The 21,504-nt window shown below is 36.0% G+C and carries 26 protein-coding genes; 20 read left to right on the top strand and 6 right to left on the bottom strand.

Annotated elements, in window-relative coordinates:
* Positions 1 to 27 precede the first annotated feature (27 nt).
* From GMD78_RS10390 to GMD78_RS10360, 7 genes are all read left to right on the top strand, one after another.
* On the top strand, positions 28 to 666 hold the full coding sequence (locus GMD78_RS10390; protein ID WP_155668769.1) for a class I SAM-dependent DNA methyltransferase: 639 nt from the start codon (positions 28 to 30) through the stop codon (positions 664 to 666).
* Between the two features lie 20 nt (positions 667 to 686).
* Positions 687 to 1,148: an S-ribosylhomocysteine lyase gene (locus tag GMD78_RS10385; RefSeq protein WP_155668768.1), complete on the top strand. Its 462-nt coding sequence runs from the start codon at positions 687 to 689 to the stop codon at positions 1,146 to 1,148.
* 19 nt (positions 1,149 to 1,167) lie between these two features.
* Complete coding sequence (locus GMD78_RS10380) at positions 1,168 to 2,088, top strand: PLP-dependent cysteine synthase family protein (RefSeq protein ID WP_155668767.1); 921 nt, start codon at positions 1,168 to 1,170, stop codon at positions 2,086 to 2,088.
* Between the two features lie 21 nt (positions 2,089 to 2,109).
* Complete coding sequence (locus GMD78_RS10375; RefSeq protein WP_155668766.1) at positions 2,110 to 3,243, top strand: bifunctional cystathionine gamma-lyase/homocysteine desulfhydrase; 1,134 nt, start codon at positions 2,110 to 2,112, stop codon at positions 3,241 to 3,243.
* Positions 3,244 to 3,313: 70 nt separating this feature from the next.
* On the top strand, positions 3,314 to 3,727 hold the full coding sequence (locus tag GMD78_RS10370) for a hypothetical protein (protein ID WP_155668765.1): 414 nt from the start codon (positions 3,314 to 3,316) through the stop codon (positions 3,725 to 3,727).
* Between the two features lie 36 nt (positions 3,728 to 3,763).
* Positions 3,764 to 5,131: a dipeptidase gene (locus tag GMD78_RS10365; RefSeq protein ID WP_155668764.1), complete on the top strand. Its 1,368-nt coding sequence runs from the start codon at positions 3,764 to 3,766 to the stop codon at positions 5,129 to 5,131.
* A 156-nt stretch (positions 5,132 to 5,287) separates the two neighbouring features.
* Positions 5,288 to 6,046: a (S)-benzoin forming benzil reductase gene (locus tag GMD78_RS10360; RefSeq protein ID WP_155668763.1), complete on the top strand. Its 759-nt coding sequence runs from the start codon at positions 5,288 to 5,290 to the stop codon at positions 6,044 to 6,046.
* Between the two features lie 162 nt (positions 6,047 to 6,208).
* On the opposite strand, the gene GMD78_RS10355 is transcribed toward GMD78_RS10360, so the two are convergent.
* The 4 genes from GMD78_RS10355 to GMD78_RS10340 all read right to left on the bottom strand — a co-directional run bounded on the left by GMD78_RS10355 (position 6,209) and on the right by GMD78_RS10340 (position 8,932).
* Positions 6,209 to 6,313, bottom strand: coding sequence for a YjcZ family sporulation protein (locus tag GMD78_RS10355; protein WP_155668762.1), 105 nt, complete (start codon positions 6,311 to 6,313; stop codon positions 6,209 to 6,211).
* 45 nt (positions 6,314 to 6,358) lie between these two features.
* Positions 6,359 to 6,454 (bottom strand): YjcZ family sporulation protein, encoded by a 96-nt coding sequence (locus GMD78_RS10350; RefSeq protein ID WP_155668761.1) that lies wholly within the window; start codon positions 6,452 to 6,454, stop codon positions 6,359 to 6,361.
* Between the two features lie 116 nt (positions 6,455 to 6,570).
* Complete coding sequence (locus GMD78_RS10345; protein ID WP_155668760.1) at positions 6,571 to 8,214, bottom strand: putative ABC transporter permease subunit; 1,644 nt, start codon at positions 8,212 to 8,214, stop codon at positions 6,571 to 6,573.
* A complete protein-coding gene (locus tag GMD78_RS10340) occupies positions 8,207 to 8,932 on the bottom strand; it encodes an ABC transporter ATP-binding protein (protein WP_155668759.1) in 726 nt (241 codons plus the stop codon). Before GMD78_RS10340 ends, GMD78_RS10345 begins: the two co-directional genes overlap by 8 nt.
* 152 nt (positions 8,933 to 9,084) lie before the next feature.
* Between GMD78_RS10340 and map the strand changes: the two genes are divergently transcribed.
* From map to GMD78_RS10315, 5 genes are all read left to right on the top strand, one after another.
* The gene (gene map / locus GMD78_RS10335) at positions 9,085 to 9,837 is read left to right on the top strand and encodes a type I methionyl aminopeptidase (protein WP_155668758.1); all 753 of its coding nucleotides are present in this window, start codon (positions 9,085 to 9,087) and stop codon (positions 9,835 to 9,837) included.
* A 20-nt stretch (positions 9,838 to 9,857) separates the two neighbouring features.
* Positions 9,858 to 10,634, top strand: coding sequence for a cobalamin-binding protein (locus tag GMD78_RS10330; protein ID WP_155668757.1), 777 nt, complete (start codon positions 9,858 to 9,860; stop codon positions 10,632 to 10,634).
* 235 nt (positions 10,635 to 10,869) lie between these two features.
* On the top strand, positions 10,870 to 11,598 hold the full coding sequence (locus GMD78_RS10325) for an AzlC family ABC transporter permease (RefSeq protein WP_155668756.1): 729 nt from the start codon (positions 10,870 to 10,872) through the stop codon (positions 11,596 to 11,598).
* Positions 11,595 to 11,894: an AzlD domain-containing protein gene (locus tag GMD78_RS10320; protein ID WP_155668755.1), complete on the top strand. Its 300-nt coding sequence runs from the start codon at positions 11,595 to 11,597 to the stop codon at positions 11,892 to 11,894. Before GMD78_RS10325 ends, GMD78_RS10320 begins: the two co-directional genes overlap by 4 nt.
* Before the next feature lie 42 nt (positions 11,895 to 11,936).
* The gene (locus GMD78_RS10315) at positions 11,937 to 12,473 is read left to right on the top strand and encodes a GNAT family N-acetyltransferase (protein ID WP_155668754.1); all 537 of its coding nucleotides are present in this window, start codon (positions 11,937 to 11,939) and stop codon (positions 12,471 to 12,473) included.
* Between the two features lie 28 nt (positions 12,474 to 12,501).
* Here the strand turns inward: GMD78_RS10315 and GMD78_RS10310 are convergent, their stop codons facing one another.
* Both GMD78_RS10310 and GMD78_RS10305 read right to left on the bottom strand, forming a co-directional pair.
* Positions 12,502 to 13,218 (bottom strand): anti-sigma factor, encoded by a 717-nt coding sequence (locus tag GMD78_RS10310; RefSeq protein ID WP_155668925.1) that lies wholly within the window; start codon positions 13,216 to 13,218, stop codon positions 12,502 to 12,504.
* Between the two features lie 5 nt (positions 13,219 to 13,223).
* On the bottom strand, positions 13,224 to 13,793 hold the full coding sequence (locus GMD78_RS10305) for an RNA polymerase sigma factor (RefSeq protein ID WP_155668753.1): 570 nt from the start codon (positions 13,791 to 13,793) through the stop codon (positions 13,224 to 13,226).
* Positions 13,794 to 13,945: 152 nt separating this feature from the next.
* On the opposite strand from GMD78_RS10305, the gene GMD78_RS10300 reads away from it, so the two are divergent.
* From GMD78_RS10300 to GMD78_RS10270, 8 genes are all read left to right on the top strand, one after another.
* Positions 13,946 to 15,088, top strand: coding sequence for a COG1470 family protein (locus tag GMD78_RS10300; protein ID WP_155668752.1), 1,143 nt, complete (start codon positions 13,946 to 13,948; stop codon positions 15,086 to 15,088).
* A 3-nt stretch (positions 15,089 to 15,091) separates the two neighbouring features.
* Entirely contained in the window at positions 15,092 to 16,057 is a 966-nt protein-coding gene (locus GMD78_RS10295) for an ABC transporter ATP-binding protein (protein ID WP_343042242.1), read from the top strand.
* The gene (locus GMD78_RS10290; RefSeq protein WP_155668751.1) at positions 16,035 to 17,057 is read left to right on the top strand and encodes an ABC transporter permease; all 1,023 of its coding nucleotides are present in this window, start codon (positions 16,035 to 16,037) and stop codon (positions 17,055 to 17,057) included. Before GMD78_RS10295 ends, GMD78_RS10290 begins: the two co-directional genes overlap by 23 nt.
* A gap of 144 nt (positions 17,058 to 17,201) precedes the next feature.
* Entirely contained in the window at positions 17,202 to 17,447 is a 246-nt protein-coding gene (locus GMD78_RS10285) for a hypothetical protein (protein ID WP_155668750.1), read from the top strand.
* A gap of 443 nt (positions 17,448 to 17,890) precedes the next feature.
* On the top strand, positions 17,891 to 19,351 hold the full coding sequence (locus GMD78_RS10280) for a methyl-accepting chemotaxis protein (protein WP_155668749.1): 1,461 nt from the start codon (positions 17,891 to 17,893) through the stop codon (positions 19,349 to 19,351).
* 104 nt (positions 19,352 to 19,455) lie between these two features.
* Positions 19,456 to 20,742: an MFS transporter gene (locus tag GMD78_RS10275; protein ID WP_155668748.1), complete on the top strand. Its 1,287-nt coding sequence runs from the start codon at positions 19,456 to 19,458 to the stop codon at positions 20,740 to 20,742.
* Between the two features lie 21 nt (positions 20,743 to 20,763).
* Positions 20,764 to 20,916: a hypothetical protein gene (locus GMD78_RS21345; protein WP_196493786.1), complete on the top strand. Its 153-nt coding sequence runs from the start codon at positions 20,764 to 20,766 to the stop codon at positions 20,914 to 20,916.
* A 419-nt stretch (positions 20,917 to 21,335) separates the two neighbouring features.
* On the top strand, positions 21,336 to 21,504 hold a 169-nt coding region (locus GMD78_RS10270), incomplete at its 3' end, for an HTH domain-containing protein (protein ID WP_343042264.1).

Raw genomic sequence — 21,504 nt, 5'->3', positions numbered from 1 at the left:
TAAGAATTAAAAAATGGAGTTGAAAAAATGGGGAGAGAATTTATCGATATATTTGAGGATTGGGCTGAGGATTACGACCATGCGGTATCCGGACACGATCCACAATATAAAGCTGTTTTTGCGGATTATGAAAATATTTTACATGAGGTTGCTAAAGCATCTTATGGCAATGTACTTGAATTTGGAGTAGGAACTGGAAACTTAACCGACAAATTACTTCAAGCTGGTTTACAAGTAACGGGAATTGAACCATCACCTGCTATGCGTGAAATTGTTCGTGAAAAACTTCCAGAAATCGAGGTAGTAGATGGAGATTTTATAACGTTTCCAAATCCTACAATCGAAATTGATACGATTGTCAGTTCGTACGCTTTTCACCACTTAAATGATGTGGAAAAAGAACAGGCAGTAAGGCAATTTGCAGAAATGCTTCCTGTTGGTGGGAAAATTGTTTTTGCTGATACCATGTTTGAGTCCAATGTAGTAAAAGAAAATATTATTCATGATTCTATGCAAAAAGGGTATACCGATTTAGTAGACGATTTAAACAGAGAATATTATCCTATAATTGATGATATAAGAAATATATTTGAACGAAGTCATTTCGATATTTCGTTTAAACAAATGAATGATTTTGTTTGGTTAATCATAGCTAATAAGAAATAAGAGAAAAAGGAGAGGTTCTAATGGTTAAAAAAATGAATGTAGAAAGCTTTAATCTTGATCATACAAAAGTAAAAGCACCATACGTGCGTTTAGTTGGTGTTACAGAAGGTGCAAATGGGGATAAAGTGTATAAATACGATATACGTTTTAAGCAACCAAACAAAGAGCATATGGAAATGGCAGGGTTACATTCCATTGAACATTTAATGGCTGAAAATATACGTAACCATATGGAAAACGTATTAGATATTAGTCCAATGGGATGTCAAACTGGATTTTACCTAGCTATATTGAACAATGATAATTATGATGAAGTATTAGTAGCTCTAGAGAAAACACTAAAAGATGTGTTAGAGGCGGATGAAGTCCCAGCATGCAACGAAGTGCAGTGTGGTTGGGCAGCTAATCACAGTTTAGAAGGTGCAAAAGAAATTGCACGGGAGATGTTGTCTAAAAAAGAAGGATGGAAAGAAGTGTTCTAATATTGTGAGGAGAATATAAATGGCTATATATCAGTCAATTCGAGAGTTGATTGGTCAAACTCCTTTGTTGGAAATCAAACAATTTCCATTACCAGAAGGAGTTCGTTTATTTGCAAAGCTGGAGTTTTTCAACCCAGGAGGAAGTGTGAAAGATAGGCTTGGAGTTGAATTAATCGAGGATGCCTTTAAAAGAGGCAAGCTTAAACCGGGTGGAACAATTATTGAACCTACTGCTGGGAACACTGGAATTGGATTAGCACTTGCAGCAAAAGAAAAGGATGTAAACGTAATCTTTTGTGTCCCAGAACATTTTAGTAAAGAAAAGCAAATCATCATGCAAGCATTGGGTGCCAAGATTGTCCATACGCCTCAAGAAGCTGGAATGGTAGGTGCTATTCAAAAAACGGAAGAATTAGTGAATGAAATTCCGAATAGCTTCTCGCCACAGCAATTTGCTAATCCAGCTAACCCAAGGACATATTATAAAACACTAGCACCCGAAATATGGGATGATTTAGGTGGGCACATTGATATTTTTGTTGCAGGTGCAGGTTCTGCTGGAACATTTATGGGATGCTCTACTTATTTCAAGGAAAAGAATCCGAGCATACGAACGGTTATTGTAGAACCAGAAGGATCAATTATAGCAGGGGGAGAACCTGGCCCTCATCGAACAGAAGGAATTGGAATGGAATTTTTTCCAAGCTATATGAAAAAAGAATATATTGACCAAGTTCATACTGTCTCAGATGGTAATGCGTTTCAAATGGTTGAAGAACTTGCAGAAAAGGAAGGACTCCTTATCGGTAGTTCTTCTGGTTCAGCTATGTTTGCTGCCTTATCGGAGGCAAAAAAAGCATCAGCAGGAACTAATATCGTTACCGTTTTTCCAGATGGTAGTGATCGCTATTTAAGTAAAAAAATATATCCTGAAGTATAGAGGATAGACAGAGGTGAAAAAATGCGTGCAAAAACGAAAATGATTCATGGTGGGATCACTGGAGATGAACAGACAGGAGCAGTATCCGTACCTGTGTATCAAGTAAGTACGTACAAACAGGATGGTGTTGGAAACCATCGAGGATTCGAATATTCTAGAACTGGAAACCCAACAAGACATGCTTTAGAGACAGTCATTGCCGAATTAGAAAATGGAGAAGTAGGCTTTGCTTTTGGCTCGGGAATGGCAGCAATAACATCTGTCATGATGCTATTTGATGCTGGTGATCATGTTGTTATGACCGATGATGTTTATGGTGGATCCTATCGTTTAATGACAAAAGTATTAAATCGATATAACCTGGATCACTCGTTTGTAGATACGAGCTATCCTGAAAAAGTAGAAGCTTCGATAACAGAAAAGACAAAAGCGTTATATATTGAAACACCGACAAATCCATTACTAAAAATTACTGATTTAGAAAAAATGGCTGAGATTGCTAAGAAACACGATTTATTGTTAATCGTGGATAATACATTTGCAACACCATACTGGCAACAACCTTTAGATTTTGGTGCAGATATCGTATTGCATAGTGCAACAAAATATATCGGTGGACACAGCGATGTTGTAGCAGGATTAGTGGTAGTGAATTCGGATGAATTAGCTGAACAACTCCATTTTATCCAAAATTCAGTAGGTGCTGTATTAGGACCACAAGATTCTTGGTTATTAATGCGTGGAATTAAAACTTTAGCCATTCGTATGGAGGCAATTGAAGCAAATACACAAAAATTAGTTGCATTTTTACAAAGTCATGAAAAAGTGTCCAATATTTATTACCCAGGATTAGAAGAGCATCGAGGGCATGAGATTGCAGCGAAGCAAGCTTCCGGACATGGTGGCATGATATCCTTTGATGTCGGTAGTGGTGAATTAGCAGAAAAGGTATTACAACGTGTTAAATACTTTACACTGGCTGAGAGCTTAGGCGCAGTAGAGAGCTTAATATCTTTACCAGCTAAAATGACTCATGCCTCTATACCTGCTGATAGAAGAGCAGATCTCGGTATTACAGATGGGCTTATTCGTGTTTCGGTTGGAATAGAAGATCATGAAGATTTAATTGAAGATTTAAAACAAGCATTAGAATAAAAGAGAGGACAGTCTGTTATGGGCTGTTCTTTTTTGCAATATTAGAATTTATAAACGGGTTCCTTTTTTTGTGGGATTGGTAGTACACAGGAGGAAAAACATTGGACACAGCAGTGAGAACATCGGACACAGTAGAGAGAACATCGGACACAGGAGGAAGAACATCGAACACAGGAGGAAGAACATCGAACACAGGAGGGAGAACATCGGACACAGGAGGGAGAACATCGGACACAGGAGGGAGAACATCGGACACAGGAGCGGGAACGTCGGACACAGGAGCGAGAACATCGGACACAGGAGCGGGAACATCGGACACAGGAGGGAGAACATCGGACACAGGAGCGAGAACATCGGACACAGGAGCGAGAACATCGGACACAGGAAGGAGAACATCGGACACAAAAAAGAAACCATCAGACATAAGAACCAAATTACCTTCTACAAGCCTCAAACATTAACGTCTCTTTACATAGTATGCTAAAATTAAGTAAATAAACATTACAAAGGGGTGCCATGAATGAGTGAACAAGCTTTACAGTATTTATCAGATCATCGTGATCGATTATTAAACAAGTTAAATGATTTTTTAGCTATCCCTAGTGTGAGCACAGATAGCGTACATAACAATGATATAAAAGAAGCTGCAACTTTCCTGCAAACATATTTACAGGATATTGGTTTTGAAAACGTACAGCAGCTAGAAACAGATAAGCATCCGTTAGTGTATGCGGAGTATAATGGAGCAGGACCAGAAGCACCAACTGTATTATTTTATGGGCACTATGATGTTCAGCCGGTGGATCCAATTGAATTATGGCAAAGTGATCCTTTTAAACCTGAAATACGTGATGGGCGTTTATATGCGCGTGGGTCGAGCGATGATAAAGGACAAGTCTTCATGCATTTAGCAGTATTTGAAGCAATCATGAAAACTGAAGGAAAGCTACCTTTAAATGTAAAGGTTTGTATTGAAGGGGAAGAAGAAATCGGCAGTGAAAACTTGTATGATATGCTTCATGAAAAGAAAGAATTATTCGATGCAGATTTTGCAGTAATTTCTGATTCAGGTATGGTTGCAAAAAATCAACCAACTATTTTGTATGGACTTAAAGGATTTACAGGTATTGAAATTACAGTAAATGGGCCTGATCATGATCTTCATTCAGGTATGTATGGTGGAGCAGTAAAAAATCCAGTTATGGCATTAACACAAATTCTAGCTTCAATGAAAAATACGGATGAAGTAGTTACAGTCGATGGTTTCTATGATGGAGTAGAACCTCTAACAGATGAAGAACGAAAATTAATTAAAGAGGTTCCAGGGGAGGATTATAAAGAGGCAACAGGTATAACAGAAACAGCTTCTGAAAAAGGGTATACTCCCAAAGAGCATACGATGGCTCGTCCGACATTTGAAATTAATGGAATTTATGGGGGTTATCAAGGAGAAGGAACAAAGACAATTATTCCATCTTCAGCTACTGCAAAAATCACATGTAGATTAGTCCCAGGACAGGATCCTGAAAAAATTCAAGGATTACTAGAAGACCATGTTAACAAAGTTGCGCCAACAGGTGTTACAGTAGAAGTGAAAAAAGAAAAACTTTCTGCGAAGGCCTATAAGGTAGAACCAGATCATCCATTGATTCAAAAAGCTGCTGAAAGCTATACGAAAGCTTTCGAAAAGGAAACAGTATTTGTTCGCATGGGTGGCTCTATTCCAGTAGTGGAGTGGATTGAAGACATCTATAACATTCCGATTGTACTTTTAGGGTTTGGGACGCCTGACGATCGCTTACACTCACCAAATGAAAGCTTTCCATTAGATAGCTATGATAAAGGAATGGAAACCTTAGTTTACTATTGGGATTCTATTAACAAATAAAAAATAGGGCTTCTCATGTTTCAACATTAGAGAAGCCCTTACCATTTTACAATCAATGGGGAAGTTTCCCCACTAATTAAAGATTTACTTTATGTTAAAAATCAGCATTAGGGGTATTACTATGTATGAAAAAAAGAGCTACAAGGAGTAATGTTAATGAAAACGGCGGTAATTACAGGAGTATCAAGGGGACTGGGAGAAGCTGTAGCAGAGTTATTTTTGGAATCAGGTGTGTACGTGATTGGTATTTCACGTAATGCCAATAGTCATTTAGATGAAGTTGCTAAAGAGAACAATTCAACGTATAAGCATCTTGCTTGTAATTTAGGTAATCAGCAAGCCTTAGAGAATACGTTAGAAAGCGTAAAACAATATGTGATTAATAATGAACCATCAATATTATATCTTGTTAATAATGCAGCGGTGATTGATCCAATTGATCAGTCAATGAACATAGACAGTAAAGCATTGGTAACTCATGTTCAAGTCAACACAGTTGCACCAATGGTTATTATGAATTCGTTATTAAAACTTGCTACGGAAGTAAAATCAACTTTAATTGGCGTTAATGTATCTTCAGGAGCAGCCGAAAGACCGATTTACGGTTGGAGTGCTTATTGTAGTACAAAAGCTAGCATCAATATGTATACACAGACAGTTGCGCTAGAGCAAGCAGAACGAAAAACAGGACATAAAGTCATCGCTTTTAGTCCAGGTGTGATGGACACCAATATGCAAGAAAAAATCCGTTCAAGTTCACGGGAAGCATTTGTAGAAGTAGATACATTTAAAAATTATAAAGAAAGTAATTTATTACGGGATGCCAATTCTGTTGGAAATGTATTATTTGATATTATGAGAGATGAAGTAAATTTAAAAAGTGGAAAAATTTATAATGTAAAGGATTATTTTTAAAGATAGTCCTAAACGAAAATCTGCCTGTTATAGGCAGATTTTTGTTTAGCGGATAGAAAAGTATAAAGCTTTTCCATCTTGCATAAGTGTAACTAAGGCATTCACTATAAAGGCCCTGCGAATGCCAAGTTTTCTAATCAAATGGAGGATTATTGTTTAATCTTAGTAGACTCCTCTTCCAAATCCACCTGCACCAACGATAATCAAAAGAATAAATAAGACGACAATTAATGCAAAACCGCCGCCATAACCACCAGCGTAGCCCATGATCTCACCTCCAACTAAAGATGTATATTTGAAGTAGGGTTAGTTTTACCATACATACCCACTAGCTCCAACAATAATTAATAAGATAAACAAAACAACAATAAACGCAAAAGCACCACCAGCTGCTACTCCTTTACTCATCACTTCCCACCTCCTCATTATAAGATATGTTCTGTTATGGGTATTGACAGGGCGAATGTACCTGTTAAAACAAAAGACATGTATCCACGAATGAATACATGTCTTAGACTATTGCTCTATATAATTTTTTGATAATCTTTATTAGAAATTTTCTTCTGTAGCAAGTAATGAACAAGTGCAGTTGCAATGAACATTAAAAGTAACAAAAGAACAAACGTAACGATTCCCCCTTGAACAAATGGAGTATTCCATATGATGACTACTATAATACCTAAGGGGACAAATTCAAAAAGCAAAGCTAAGAAGCCAATTAATCTTGCTTTAAAAACCTCTTGTTCATCCGTCCAATGTAACTTCGGATGAGAAAAGTCTAGATAGGTCCCCATTAGACTCGTAAACCAACTTGCTACAAAAGAAAGTGCTAACCATAGGGAAAAAAGTAGCCATGAAATATCTAGTACAACTATTAATCCTATAGCAATCAAAAGAATTGAAACTAAATTAATGGTCCAACCCGCTGCAATCTTACTTAAAAATACTTGCTTTAAATCTAAAGGTAAAAATAAATTAGTATGCCAACTTTTTCCTTCTCTAGAAATGGAAGAAATTCCTGTTGCATTAGCAGATAAAATAAATAGAGTTGCAGCAAATAATATTAAAATTTGTTGCTTATAACTAAATTGATCAAGTGTACCAGAAAGCGAGTTGAAATTTGAATCCATCATCAATATGATCACTAAAAATATTGGACCAAATAAGCTTTGTACAACACATTGCATGAAAAATGTTGGTGTACGAAAAATGATCCGTAACTCCTTTTGTAAATACGATAACCAAACTGGATGCTTTCTAAGTTTCTTATGAAGTCTTTCGCTTGATATATTTTTCTTATTACCAACGTTAATACCAAGTACTCCACCTAAGTACAGCTTCTGTCCAACTATAATAAATAAGAAGATGAATCCAATGCTGATACTAATCATTAGCAAGAAATATAATAATGATTCCCAACCTGCAACAGTTAACGCCTTAGATCCGATTAAAGCTGGTGGATATGCAGCTGTGATCATTTGCAATAAGCCATCTTTTTCTTGGATGAATTGTGCAAAATTCTCCATCATCTCATCCGGGTTGGCATTTAAACGAACTACCACATTAAGTAGAATGATCATGAGTAGTACAAATATACCACCAAGTACCTTCGAGCGATCTTTGTTTTTAGCTATATTAACAAAGCGCATGATAAACATGACGAAGATCGCAGCAAGTACGAACGGAATAAATGGCAAAAACACAAAAAGGATGATCCCAAGTAAATAGTAAACAATAGAAGCATTGCTGTTACTACCAAAGTAAAATAGAACCGGAAAGTAAATAGCAAAAGTAGTTACGTATAAATATAAAAGCGGAACAGTAGCCTTTCCTAAAAGTATTTGATAGGGTTGGATCGGAAGCGGTATAAACGAATTTATATCCTCCGCAAAGTAAAAGGAACTAATAACCAACACAAAGCTTATAATAAACAATAGGGCAGTTAACAGTAAGAATAATAGACCTATAATAACGGAGCTTTGTCCAAAAGGTTCTAGTAATTCGTACAATCCACTTACTGCATTGTTAATCAATCCCAAATAAAAAAATAAAAAAGGAAACAAAAATATTCCTGCAATACTAAGTAAAATGATTTGTGAATTATTATTTCCCGCTCTTGAGTAGTGTATTTTTAACATGTTTTTCATAACGATCCATGTTTTACTCATCGTTAGTCAACTCCAAAAATACATGTTCTAAGGATTGGTCGGATTGGTATGTTTTACGCATTTCATCTAATGTTCCATAAAACAACAATTTTCCATTATGAATAATCGCAACCTCATCACATAATTGTTCGACTACTTCTAACCCATGGCTAGAGAAAAATACTGTATTACCTTTATTAGCGTGTTCGCGCATCATTTCCTTCAACATATAAGCTGACTTTGGATCTAACCCTGTTAATGGTTCGTCTAGAATCCAAATGTCGGGGTCATGTAGTAAAACGCCTGTTACAATTATTTTTTGTCTCATACCATGTGAATACGTTTGAATATAATCTCCTAACGCATCATGAATATTAAATGTTTCTGTTAAGGTTTCAATCTGTTCCTTACGAATATCGACTGGGATATCGAAAATATCTCCAATAAAATTTAAATATTCGATCCCTCTTAGGCGTAAAAACATATCAGGTTGGTCTGGTACGTAACCAAATATTTTTTTAGCCTGTAATGGTTGTTTTTCAATGTCATGTCCATTTAATGTAATGGAACCATCATCAATAGGCAAAATTCCTGTCATCATCTTGATGGTTGTTGATTTCCCAGCTCCGTTTGGTCCGAGAAATCCCACAATCTTTCCATCAGGTATCGTTAAATTTAATGAATCAATTGCACGTTTTTTTCCTGCAAAGTCTTTGGAGACGTCTTTAATTTCAATCATTTAGATCCTCCGTCCTTACGTAATTATTTTTATTCAGGTGGTTGCTACTGAAAGAAGTTTAATTATATGATAAACTTATTGAATGTAAAATATATATAGTATTAGTTTAACATAGAGAATATGTCTGTTAGTGATAGAAAGGAAGTTTTTTTATGATTACAAGAAAAAGTAAACGAGAAATTGAACAAATGCAAAAAGCTGGTGATTTGCTTGTAGAAATTCACAAAGAAATTGGCAAAATGATCAAGCCAGGTATTACGACACTTGAAATTGATACCTTTGTAGAAAAGTATTTAGAAGAGCATGGTGCAACTGGAGAACAAAAGGGATACAATGGGTACCCATACGTAACATGTGCTTCTATAAATGATGAAATTTGTCATGGTTTTCCTCGTGATGAAGAATTAAAAGATGGTGATATTGTTACGATTGATATGGTTGTCAATTTAAACGGTGGTTTAGCAGATTCTGCATGGACATACGCAGTAGGTAATGTAGATGAGAAAGTTAAACGCCTTATGGAAGTAACAAAAACCTCTCTTTACAAAGGATTAGAGCAGGCAAAAGCAGGGAATCGTATTGGTGACATAGGTCATGCCATTCAATCATATGCTGAGGGAGAAGGTTTTTCCGTTGTCCGCGATTTCACTGGTCACGGAATTGGACCAACTATTCATGAAGATCCTCATATCCCACACTTTGGGTTACCAAATAAAGGACTTCGCTTAAAAGAAGGTATGGTTATAACGATTGAACCGATGATTAACGAAGGAAGCTGGAAAAGCCAGATGGATAGTAATAATTGGACCGCAAGAACAATCGATAAAGGACGTTCGGCTCAATATGAGCACACGATTGTTATAACGAAAGATGAACCAATCATTCTTACAGACCAAGACAAGTAACGTAATAGGGGGAGTATGAGATGCGGGTGGTTTCACTTTGTCCAAGTAATACAGAGATTGTAGCTTATTTAGGAAAAACAGACTGTTTAGTTGGAGTTGATAATTATTCGGATTGGCCAGATGCTGTACGTAATCTTCCTAGAGTAGGTCCTGATCTTTCCATTGATATGGATAAAGTTGCTCAATTACAACCCGATCTAGTTCTAGCATCCCTCAGTGTTCCAGGAATGGAAAAAAATATTGAAGCGCTAGAAGAAAAAAAACTCCCATTTCTTGTTCTTAACCCTAATTCATTATCCGAAATTGCAGAGGATATTAGGATGGTTGGAATTGCCTTAGGCTACGCCGACCTAGGAGAAGAGAAAGCTCATGAGTTCTTACAAGAAATAGAAAACGTTAAGCATAGAACTTCTAATAATGATAGGACTCCATCGTTATATTGGGAGTGGTGGCCAAAACCGATTTTCACTCCTGGCCGCTTGAACTGGCTAACGGAAATAAGTCAACTTGCTGGAGCAAAAAATATTTTTGAAGATCAACCTGTGGCTAGTTTCCAAACAGACTGGGATGATGTGAAAAACAGGAATCCAGAGCATATCTGTATGGTTTGGGTTGGTGTAAAGGAAGAGAAAATGAATCCTGAATTGCTTAAGAAAAGACCCGGATGGAATGAAATGCAGGCAATCCAAACAGGAAAAATTCATATGCTAGAGGAGTCTTTATATTGTAGACCATCCCCTCGATTGCTAGAAGGCTTGAAAAAACTTGTAGATGTGTTGGAATCTGAAGGAATATAAATTGGGATTGAGAAGAAAGCCGATACTTTGAGGTAAAGATTGGTAACTGGAGCTGTTAGCTCATCCCACCATCAAAGCCATCACTAAATAATAATAATTTCCAGTACAAAGAAAGAGAGTTCTCCTTTACTAGATAGAGTGCTCTTTTTTTCATACACTAAGTTCAAATTCTTTTTCATTTTTGAAAAATCAGTTATAATAAATGGAAATTTTCTAAGTAAAAGGGGAACACGGGATGGAGACATTAGATACTGAAAAACAGCACGCATCACCATCATTACATATGATCAAGAGGGGAATAACTGTTGGGTTTCCGATTATGCTTGGCTATTTACCAATTGCGGTTACATATGGTGTACTTGCGAAGCAAGCAGGTATGACATTAACAGAACTGACGTTAATGAGTATTATGGTTTTTGCCGGAGCAAGTCAATTCATGGGGGCAAATATGATTGCTGTTGGTGCTGGTGCTTTAGAAATTATCATCGCAACTTTCGTCCTTAATTTCCGGCATTTTGTAATGAGTTTATCCTTCATGAATCGGCTTAGAGGGATCAGTTTAAATTGGAAAGCACCATTATCGTTAGGGCTAACAGATGAAACCTTTGCTGTATCCGCATTACATACAAAAGAAGCAAAAATGGAAAAAGGACCGCTATTTTATACGTCTTTATTTTTAACTGCTTATATTTCATGGGTGCTTGGTTCTTTGTTAGGTGGTGTGCTCGGTGATGTGATTCCTGAGCAATTAAGTCAAAGCATGGGAATTGCGTTGTATGCTATGTTTATTGGTCTATTAGTTCCTTCTGTTAAAAAAGAATTACGGGTTGGGTTAATTGCTCTCATAGCAATGCTAGTTAATGTAATCTGTGTTCAGTTTATGAGTACGGGATGGGCTATCGTTATTGGGACGGTAGTTGGTGGCTTTAGTGGAATCTTTTTATTGAAGGGGGAAGAGCAATGATTCTACTCATCATTTTAGGAATGTCACTTGTTACGATGATACCAAGAATACTTCCTGCCTTTATCGTGGATAAACTCCAATTCCGTGATTGGGTTAATCGATGGTTAAATGCAATTCCTTATGCTGCTTTAGGAGCTCTTATTTTCCCTGGAATATTATCAGTGAAGGAAGACGCACCACATATTGGTCTGATTGGTGGACTGGTTGCAATTGGCTTAGCTTATATTGGACTAAATGTAATACTAGTTGTTATTGGAGCAATTGTTACTGTTTTCCTTTTAACTGCCGTGATATAGTAGAGTGGGATGTAAAGTTACGGGAATTTGGAGGGGAACAGATTGTTTACAATCCGAAAGGGAAATTTTGAGGATGCAGAACAGATTGCTGATGTACATGTAAGTAGTTGGAAAAGTACTTATCAGGAATTATTAGATGAAAAGGATTTATCTAATATTACATATGAAAATCGAAAAACTTTATGGGAAACCATTTTAAAAATACAAAAACAAGATCAGTGTGTATATATCATTAAACAGAATGAAGATGATAAAATCATTGGTTTTATTTCTGGAGGTCCAGAACGGACAAAGAACTTTAATTACGATGGTGAAATCTATTCGATCTACCTACTAGATGAATATCAAAAGAAAGGATTAGGTGCTCGTTTGCTGAAAGTTTTTGCTGAGCGAATGAAGGTGTTAGGGTACCGGTCGATTCTAGTTTGGGTTCTTACACAAAATCCTTCTAGTAGATTTTATGAACGATATCAAGCAAAACCAATTGGAACAGAAAAAGTAACAATCGGCCAAGGAACCTATCAAGAAACAGCTTATGGCTGGGGAAATATTGATGATCTATTAAAATTAATAGATTAGAAAAGGCAGATACACATTCATCTGCCTTTTAATAGTTGAAATTCAAGTAAAATGTCTCCGGACCAGTTGGTGTGTGGCTGCCTCCAAGTGGTTCAATACTTACTTTAATAAGCTTTAATTGATTTATATCCGAATTACGGTAATAGATATGGGCGGTGCCATCACGTAAATGTAATAACTCACCATTCCAATGGTCATCCTGATCAACGAACCATAATTGGTAATCCTGGGTTGGCAATGGATCCAATCCATCTACTCGTAAAACCATTTCATTTGTTACTTCATTTAACCAAACATCACCTTTTACATTTTCATTGATCGTAGCAGGTAATATATCTAAACGATTAGTATCCGGATTTTCCATAAAGCTTTTTTCGGGGATTTGTTCATGTTGTGCCGTCACAAAGTATGGATCTGATTCAACGAACATTTCAGGTTGATTTAATTGGTGGACACTTACAATCAGTAATAAGATGATCGCAATACCTGCAACGATGATCCCATGTTTCTTTGGCCATCTCCATTTACGTTTCTGTTCTATTTCAGAGATGGTGTGATTTATTCGGTTTTGAAGCTCTAGTGATGGGCTAGTTTGGTTATCAGTTGATAATATCTGTTGCCAATAATTCAATTCATGTTGGCACTTATCACAGGTCATTAAATGTTTTTGAATGGCTTTTGCTTGGTCTTGGGATACCTTTCCCAAAGCATAATCGATAATCAGTTCTTCATTTATATGCTTCATAAATCTCACTCCCTATCGGTCTTTGCCCATTGTAATAAGGATTTTTGTTTCCGTAAATTCTGTAATCCATATCGAATAGAAGATTTGATGGAACCAAGCGGTTTGTTTAATGTCTGAGATAATTCTACCTGTGTTTTTCCTTCAAAGTAGGCACCATAGATTACTTCCTGCTGTTTTTGTGGCAATTGTTTTAACGCATCTAACAAAATCTTGTTTTCTATTTTAGACAATACGTCAACCTCTGTTTTAACCGCCTCAATCGTATGTAGTTGCTCCAATTTATGTAACAATACAGGTTTACGTTTTCGAAGTCGATCAATACATCGATTTCTTGTTTTTACAGCGAGCCATGCCTGTATGCTGCCACGCTGGACTTGGTACTGTAATGGTTTTTGATAGACTTCCAAAAAAATGTCATGACAAACGTCTTCTGCCTCATTTCGATCTTGTAAAACCTTTATAGCAACATGCAGGACAAAAGAGATATGAGATTCATAAAATTGATTGAAGGCAGATTGTGACCCTTTTGCAATTAATTTTAAAAGCCTGATATCTTCTTCTTGTTGCCTATCCATTTTCTTTCCCCCTCTTATAAGGATTCTATTGCGCATCAAGTGTATCTTTATTTAAACCAAAAAAATTTCTAAAAAAATTTTAAAAAAACAAATCCATTTTTTCAACTTTTACGTACCATGGTTGAAATAATTTTAAGGAGGATTTGTATACGATGAAAAAAACTATCTTTTTACTAGTTATGTTTTTGTTTGGGGGTATCATGATAAGTACAGATACATCACATGCAGATGTAACAGTGTATACTCCTTATACAGGTCTTTCAGTTACACCAGGGGAAGACGTTGAGTACAGTGTTGATATTATAAATAATGGCAGTTCGATTGAAAATGTAACCTTTGATGTAGAGGGATTGCCAGAGGATTGGGAGTACTCTATTTCCGCAAATGGAACGAGTATTCAACAATTGTCTGTTCGACCAAACAGTGAAGAAGACATTCGATTAGTAGTAACAGTTCCGCTACAAGTGGAAAAGGGAGAATATCAATTTAATTTAGTTGCCAATGGAACGAGCGAAGATATGCTTCCTTTTATAGTAAATGTAACAGAAGAGGGAACCTTTGAAACAAATTTTACGATGGATCAACGAAATATGCAAGGACATGCAGAGTCAGAATTCACTTATAATGCAACCTTGAAGAACCAAACAGCTGAGCAACAGCACTATTCTTTAACCGCTCAAGCTCCACAAGGATGGACTGTCCAATTTAAAGCAGAAGGTAATGGGGTTACTTCCATTACATTAGAGCCTAGTGAAGAAAAAAGTATCGAAGTACTTGTTACACCAGCAGAAAACGCCAAAGCAGATACGTACACCATACCTATAGTAGCTTCAGCAGGTGCAACTTCTAGTGAAATAGAGCTTGAAGCAGTAATAACTGGAACATATGGTATAACTTTATCAACACCTGATGGTAATTTAAGTGCAGATGTTACAGCTGGTGGAAGAAGAACCATTGAACTAGTAGTAGAAAATACTGGTACAACAGATTTAACGGAAATCAATTTAAGAGCAAATACACCACCAAATTGGGAGGTAGAATTTAATGAAGATACTATCCCTACATTGAAGGCTGGTGAAAAATCAAATGTAAAGGCTTCGTTAACTGCTCCTGACAATGCAATAGCCGGTGATTATGTTACGACATTTACTGCTCAAACTGCAGAAGCTTCATCCGATGCTACGTTTCGGATGTCAGTTAAAACCTCTACACTTTGGGGATTAGTTGGGGTAGGAATTATTATTGCAGTAATCGCTGGATTGTATTTGATCTATAGAAAATATGGGAGGAGATAAGTCGTGAGCGAGACAATTATTACGATAGAGGAATTAACCAAAATATACGATGACAAGCCCGCTGTTGATCGGCTGTCACTCTCTATAAATAAAGGTGAAGTTTTCGGGCTGTTAGGTCCTAATGGTGCTGGTAAATCTACAACGATTTTTATGCTACTTGGCCTAATTGAACCGACGAGTGGTAGTCTACAGGTTTGTGGGATAAATTCTACGAATAATCCTATTGAAGTTAAAAAACTAGTGGGCTATTTACCAGATGATTTAGGTTTCTATCAGAATATGTCTGGTTTAGAAAATCTCATCTATACGGCATCATTGAATTCGATTCCAAGAAAAGAAGCAGAAACAAGAGCCCGTAGATTATTAGAGCAGGTTGGCCTAGAGAATGCTATGGATAAAAAAGTAGGAAAATATTCTCGGGGGATGAAACAGCGACTTGGCCTTGCAGATGTGTTAATTAAAGAACCAGAAATTATTATCCTAGATGAACCTACCCTTGGAATAGATCCTAAAGGAGTGCAAGAATTACTCAAACTTATCAAGAAGTTAAACAAGGAAAATAATATTACCGTTCTATTATCATCCCATCATTTACATCAAGTACAGCAGATATGTGATCGTGTAGGTATATTCGTTGATGGACAATTACTTGCTCAGGGGAATGTAGAAGATTTAGCGCATCAACTATTTGGAGAACAATCCTATGTAATTAGTGTAGAAGTGAAGCCATTACATGAAGGGTTATTACATGAGCTGCAAAATATTTTCGGAGTGAAAAGCATAAAACGAGTAAACGATTCTAGTATTGATATTTATTGCAACAAGGAGATTACACCGGAAATTTCAGAAACAATTGTAGAACAGCATGCCAGTCTATATAGCATTAATAATAAAAGCTACGGTTTAGACGAAATATATCACCTCTACTTTGAAGGGCGTGAAATTGATGAGACAACTACCATTCCTTAAAAAGAAAGAGGAACTAGAAGAACAGGTAAGATCTAATAATGGGGTCTTTTCAGTTATTGTTAGGAAAGAATTTACGGATTTTATAAAAAGCTGGCGGATCATCATTTTATTAGTAATTATTGCCCTTACCTGTTTAGGGTCATTATATACGGCATTTACAACCATTAAAGATGCTATTTCCCAATCCGAAGATGCAACAGGGATTGCTAAAGACTCTTACTTGTTTTTAAAACTATTTACAACATCAGATGGTACGTTACCACCATTTATCACTTTTGTTTCTTTTTTAGGTCCATTACTAGGAATTGCTCTTGGTTTTGATGCAATAAATTCAGAACGAAACAAAGGTACGTTAACACGGTTAATGGCACAGCCTGTTCCAAGAGATTATGTAATCAATGCAAAATTTGTAGCTGCTTTATTAGTAAGTACGATTCTTTTTTTCTCATTAGGATTACTAGTGATGTCATTAGGTATCTTACTAATTGGGATTCCGCCTACACTGGAGGAATTCTTAAGGGTACTTTGCTTCCTTGTTTTATGTATTGCCTATATTGCATTTTGGTTGAACCTAGGAATATTATTTTCAGTTCGCTTTAAACAAGCAGCAACCTCAGCATTGTCCAGTATTGCTGTTTGGATATTCTTCAGCCTCTTTTACAATATGATTATTGATTTTATAGGAAAGAGCTATGTAAATCCAGAGTCAATAAGTAGTACAGAAGAAATGATTAATAAACAAGAAACGATTTTAAACCTACTTCGCTTATCACCGAACTACTTATTCTCAGAATCAACATCAACCCTGTTATCTCCATCTGTCCGAACGTTGGGTCCACTTACCATGGAACAAACAGTAGGAGCAATTGCAGGTCCGTTACCATTCGGGCAGAGTTTATTATTAATTTGGCCACGGTTAACCGGGCTGATTGCAGCTACATTAATCTGCTTTGCAGTTTCCTATGTATTATTTATGCGACAAGAAATTCGAACAAATTAAGAAAACAAGCTCTCTACATGTGGAGAGCTTGTTTTCATATACCTCCATAACCGTACATACATGTTAAAATTTTTATAAAATTTCCATTGCAATTATTCATAAAATTTAGGATAATAGAGTAAAGGAGCAAAGGGGCGTGTTCCCATGAAAAAGGAAAAGGTTATTTTCCGATATCATCCGTATAATGGAAAAGTATTGCAAGCAAGAAGAGAAATTCCTTATGAAATAAAATTAACTGCAAGATTATTATTGGATGAATTATGCTTTAATTGGAATAAAGAACACTTAGAAGCACAATTAAATAGCTCCATTGAAAAAGGAAATAAAGAAGAGTTTGAACAATTACGTAAAGTATATTTGGATTATATTTGGGAATCAAATACACCTTAATACATCTTAGCCTTGCCTAGTTTGGTGAGGCTATTTTAATGCAGGCTGTTTCAAGCAGTCACTCTTAACACGTAATTGATGTAAAATGCGAAGTAATTTGGAAATGATGGTTAGTGGTATAATACCGCTCAGAAAATACACTTCGCTTGTTTTCTGCTATTTAATTTCATAACAATAAATACTCATGAGGGAACAGCACATGTCCGAAGACTCCGCATTGATGCGCCTGCGTCTTCTAGGATCGCTTCGAAGCATAGTTCATCGGCGCAAAGGCAAAGAAGCATATTCAAGATACTCCCTGGCTGAGGCCGTGCCCGCGGAAAGCACGTTGCTGTTACTTGACCAATACTAAGTGTATTCTACACCCATCATTTACTGCGCAATCTATATCAATAGCGACGCAAATGAAACTTAATAAAAAGAATGTATTAAAGGAGGAAGCTATGAAACTAGATGCAGCAATTAAACATCGACAAAACGGAATATTATTTTATATCCTTGTATTTTCCTTATTTCTAGGATTAGGTGCAGAAATCATCGTTGGTGCACCAATGGAAAATATGTTAACGCTTGGCATAGGTGGAGGTTTTTGTGTCCTTTTAATTGGTCTTTTTCGGTACAAGCAAATCTATAGTGGAATCGTGCCTTATATTGCTATTGTCGGCTTAACAGGAGTAGCACTTGTTATTATTTTAAGTTCCGATTATGTAACTAATATGTTATTTACATTTTATATTTTAGCAGTTGCCGCAGTATCATTATCTCGTGCTGTTTTAGTTACCGGGGGCAGCCTGGGCCTATCCTTATTAACCTTTTTTGTTATGACAAAAGGTTCTTTGATTGGATTTGATAGTAGGGCTACAGCTATTACGATTGTATTTTTTATCTTAGTTTTTATTGTATTATTCATTCAGGTGAAAGTAGCACGTAATTTCTTAAGTGAAATGGAAGTTACGCTATCAGAGAGTGAAGCTGTATCCAAGGAACAAATGAACCAAACGCAGCTTGTTCAATCTGGAGCTAAAAATGTCCTTACTCAAATGAATATAATTGAAAAGGATAGTAGCTTTAATGCTCAAACAATGCAGGAAATGAGAGAAGGTTTTCTTGAAATAGCTAAAGCAAGTCAAACACAGTCGGAAACAGCCGCCACCATATCATCTACAACAAATTCCACAACCGAATTACTGGAAAAAATGATGGGTTCATTTACAAGGAGTACAAAAGATGGGGAAGAGTTAATTGAGCTTTCGTCACATGGTAAACAGTCTATGGAAGATCTATCTAAAACAATTCAAGGGTTTCAATCGTCCTTCGAAAAATTGATGATTAATATGGAGAACTTGGTAAAGAAGATACAAGAAAATAATACGTTTGCTGCAAAGATACAAGATATAGCTGAACAAACAAATCTGTTAGCACTAAATGCAAGTATTGAAGCAGCAAGGGCTGGTGAATCAGGGAAAGGTTTTGCGGTAGTTGCTGGTGAGGTTCGGAAATTAGCTGAGGTATCACAACAAACGGCAAAACAAATAAGTGAAAATTTAGCAATGGTAGAACGAGATGCAAAAACGGCTCAGCAGGAAGTTCATAATAATAAATCACAACTTCAGGCAAGTGCAGAGAGTTCTAAAGAAGCGAAATTAAACTTTGAAAAAATAACAGATCAATTAATGAACTTTATAAAATATCTACAATATTTAAGAAAGCAAGCTACAGAGATCCAACATTCTTCCAAAACGATCGATCAGTCAGTTGATGATTTAGCATCTGTTATTGAGGAAACTACAGCAACAATAGAAGAGCTTGAAGCGATGGTAGATGAACAAGCCCATCGTATAGAAAATTTAGCAAAGGCGATTGAAGAAACAAGTCAAACCGCGGCAACTCTTGAAAAGGTTTAACTTTGTAAACGTTTCCTAACTTTTGTAATGAAAAGTTTACGTAAATTATATAAAAGTTTGAAGCTTGTTTGATAAGATGAAAGGGAAAGGGGTGTTTGTGAGGGTTGAATAAAAATAAGAAATCACAACTGAGCTGGGCACTTTATGATTTTGGTAATTCTGCATTTGCAACAACAATTATGGCAGCAGTACTGCCTGTATATTACTCAAGTGTTGCGGCTAAAGGGTTAGACGAAGGTTTAGCTACAAGCTATTGGGGATATTCGAACTCAATCGCAGTGTTTATAGTAGCTATTTTAGCACCGATTTTAGGCGCAATTGGAGATTATTCTGCTGCTAAAAAGAAATTTTTACGCTTTTTTGCTTTTATGGGAATCATAGCGAGTATTTTATTAGCATTTGTAGGGGAAGGACAATACATATTTGCTTCACTCCTCTTTATTATTGGTTCAATTGGATTTTCTGGTGCTAATGTATTTTATGATGCATTTCTTCCTGAAGTAGCTGATGAAAAGGATATGGACAAGGTTTCTTCAGCTGGGTTTGCATGGGGATATGTTGGTGGTGGACTATTATTACTTATTAACGTATTAATGATACTAAATCCAAGTTGGTTTGGATTGCCAAATACAACTGTAGCTAGTCAAGTATCATTTGCAACTGTAGGAATTTGGTGGTTGATCTTCTCAATTCCATTATTAAAAAATATCAAGGATGAAAAAAGAGCTCCTGTAAAACGAGATAAATCGTATATACGGATTGGTTTTTCTAGGGTAGGATCAACCTTTAAAGAAATTAAACAGTATAAGCAACTTTTAATCTTTTTATTTGCTTTTTGGATGTACAATGATGGTATTTCCACTATTATACGAATGGCAACCATTTATGGTAGTGAAATTGGCATTGATCAGAATTCATTAATTGTGGCTTTATTGATTACGCAATTTGTCGGTATACCATGTACGTTTTTCTTTGGTTGGTTAGCTACAAAAATAACTGCCAAAAGAGCATTGACGTTATCTTTATTTGTATATTTAGGAATTGTTGTTTTAGGGTACTTCATGTCATCAGCACTCCATTTTTATTTACTAGCAATTTGCGTAGGACTTGTTCAAGGTGGAGCCCAATCGTTAAGTAGATCAATCTTTGGAAAAATGATTCCAGCTGGAAAGCAAGGAGAATTCTTCGGGTTTTACGGTATATCGTCCAAGTTCGCAGCTATATTTGGACCATTTTTCTTTGGATTAGTTGGTCAATTAACAGGAAATAGCCGATTAGGGATCTTATCTTTGGTATTCTTCTTTATCGTGGGTATTCTTTTACTAAGCTTTGTTAATGTAGACAAGGGTATAAAGGATGCCAAAAAAATGTCGCCTATTCATCCAAATTGATCGTTAAGGAGGATTATGGCGGTGAAAATAAACAAAATTAGAAGAACATTATATTGTTTTGCACGGATACTTGGAGATATAAATGCGGTTAAAAAAGGCAGAGTAGGAAAAAGAGTAGGAAAAAGAGTAGCGGGTAGGGCTACTGGAAAAATGCTTCGAAAGCTATTTAAATAGGAAGTAAATAAGAATTTATCCTATAGCTTAAATGGATCAAATCATATATTTTCCACACGTGAGTTCACGAGATACTCACGTGTGTTTTTTGAGTCTAATGAGTTAATCAAACCATTTTCAAGTTAAAAGGATCGGAGGTTATACCAATGGGAGAAGCAATCGTGGTTTCATTTTTATTAGTAATTTTACTAGTTTATTTATATGATTTTGCAAAGATTAGAAGGCAAAATTACACAATGATTAAACAGAATGAAAAAATAATATCTCTTTTGGAGGATATTAAGTGTAATAAGTAAAGGATCAAAAAAAAGCACATTTCTAGATAAAATGTACCCTATAGAGTAGACACTTTAAAAAAAGTCTACCTATAGGGTACTTTTGTGTAATAATAAAGAAAAAATAGTAAATGGGGAAAGAATATGAGTAAGAGATTGTTTACGGAAAAGGAAATTAAGATATTATCTAAAAATCTCTATGTAAAATCTGTTAGTGAAAAAGGAATCACTTATACCGATGAGTTTAAAAGGATATTTATCACTGAGAACGAACAGGGTAAATTTCCAAGACAAATATTTGGGGATCATGGAT

The sequence above is a fragment of the Ornithinibacillus caprae genome, assembly GCF_009728145.1.
In the GTDB taxonomy this organism is placed as follows: domain Bacteria; phylum Bacillota; class Bacilli; order Bacillales; family Amphibacillaceae; genus Ornithinibacillus; species Ornithinibacillus caprae.
The sequence above is the reverse complement of the archived record's forward strand: the minus strand, read 5'-3'. Positions and strand labels throughout refer to the sequence as shown.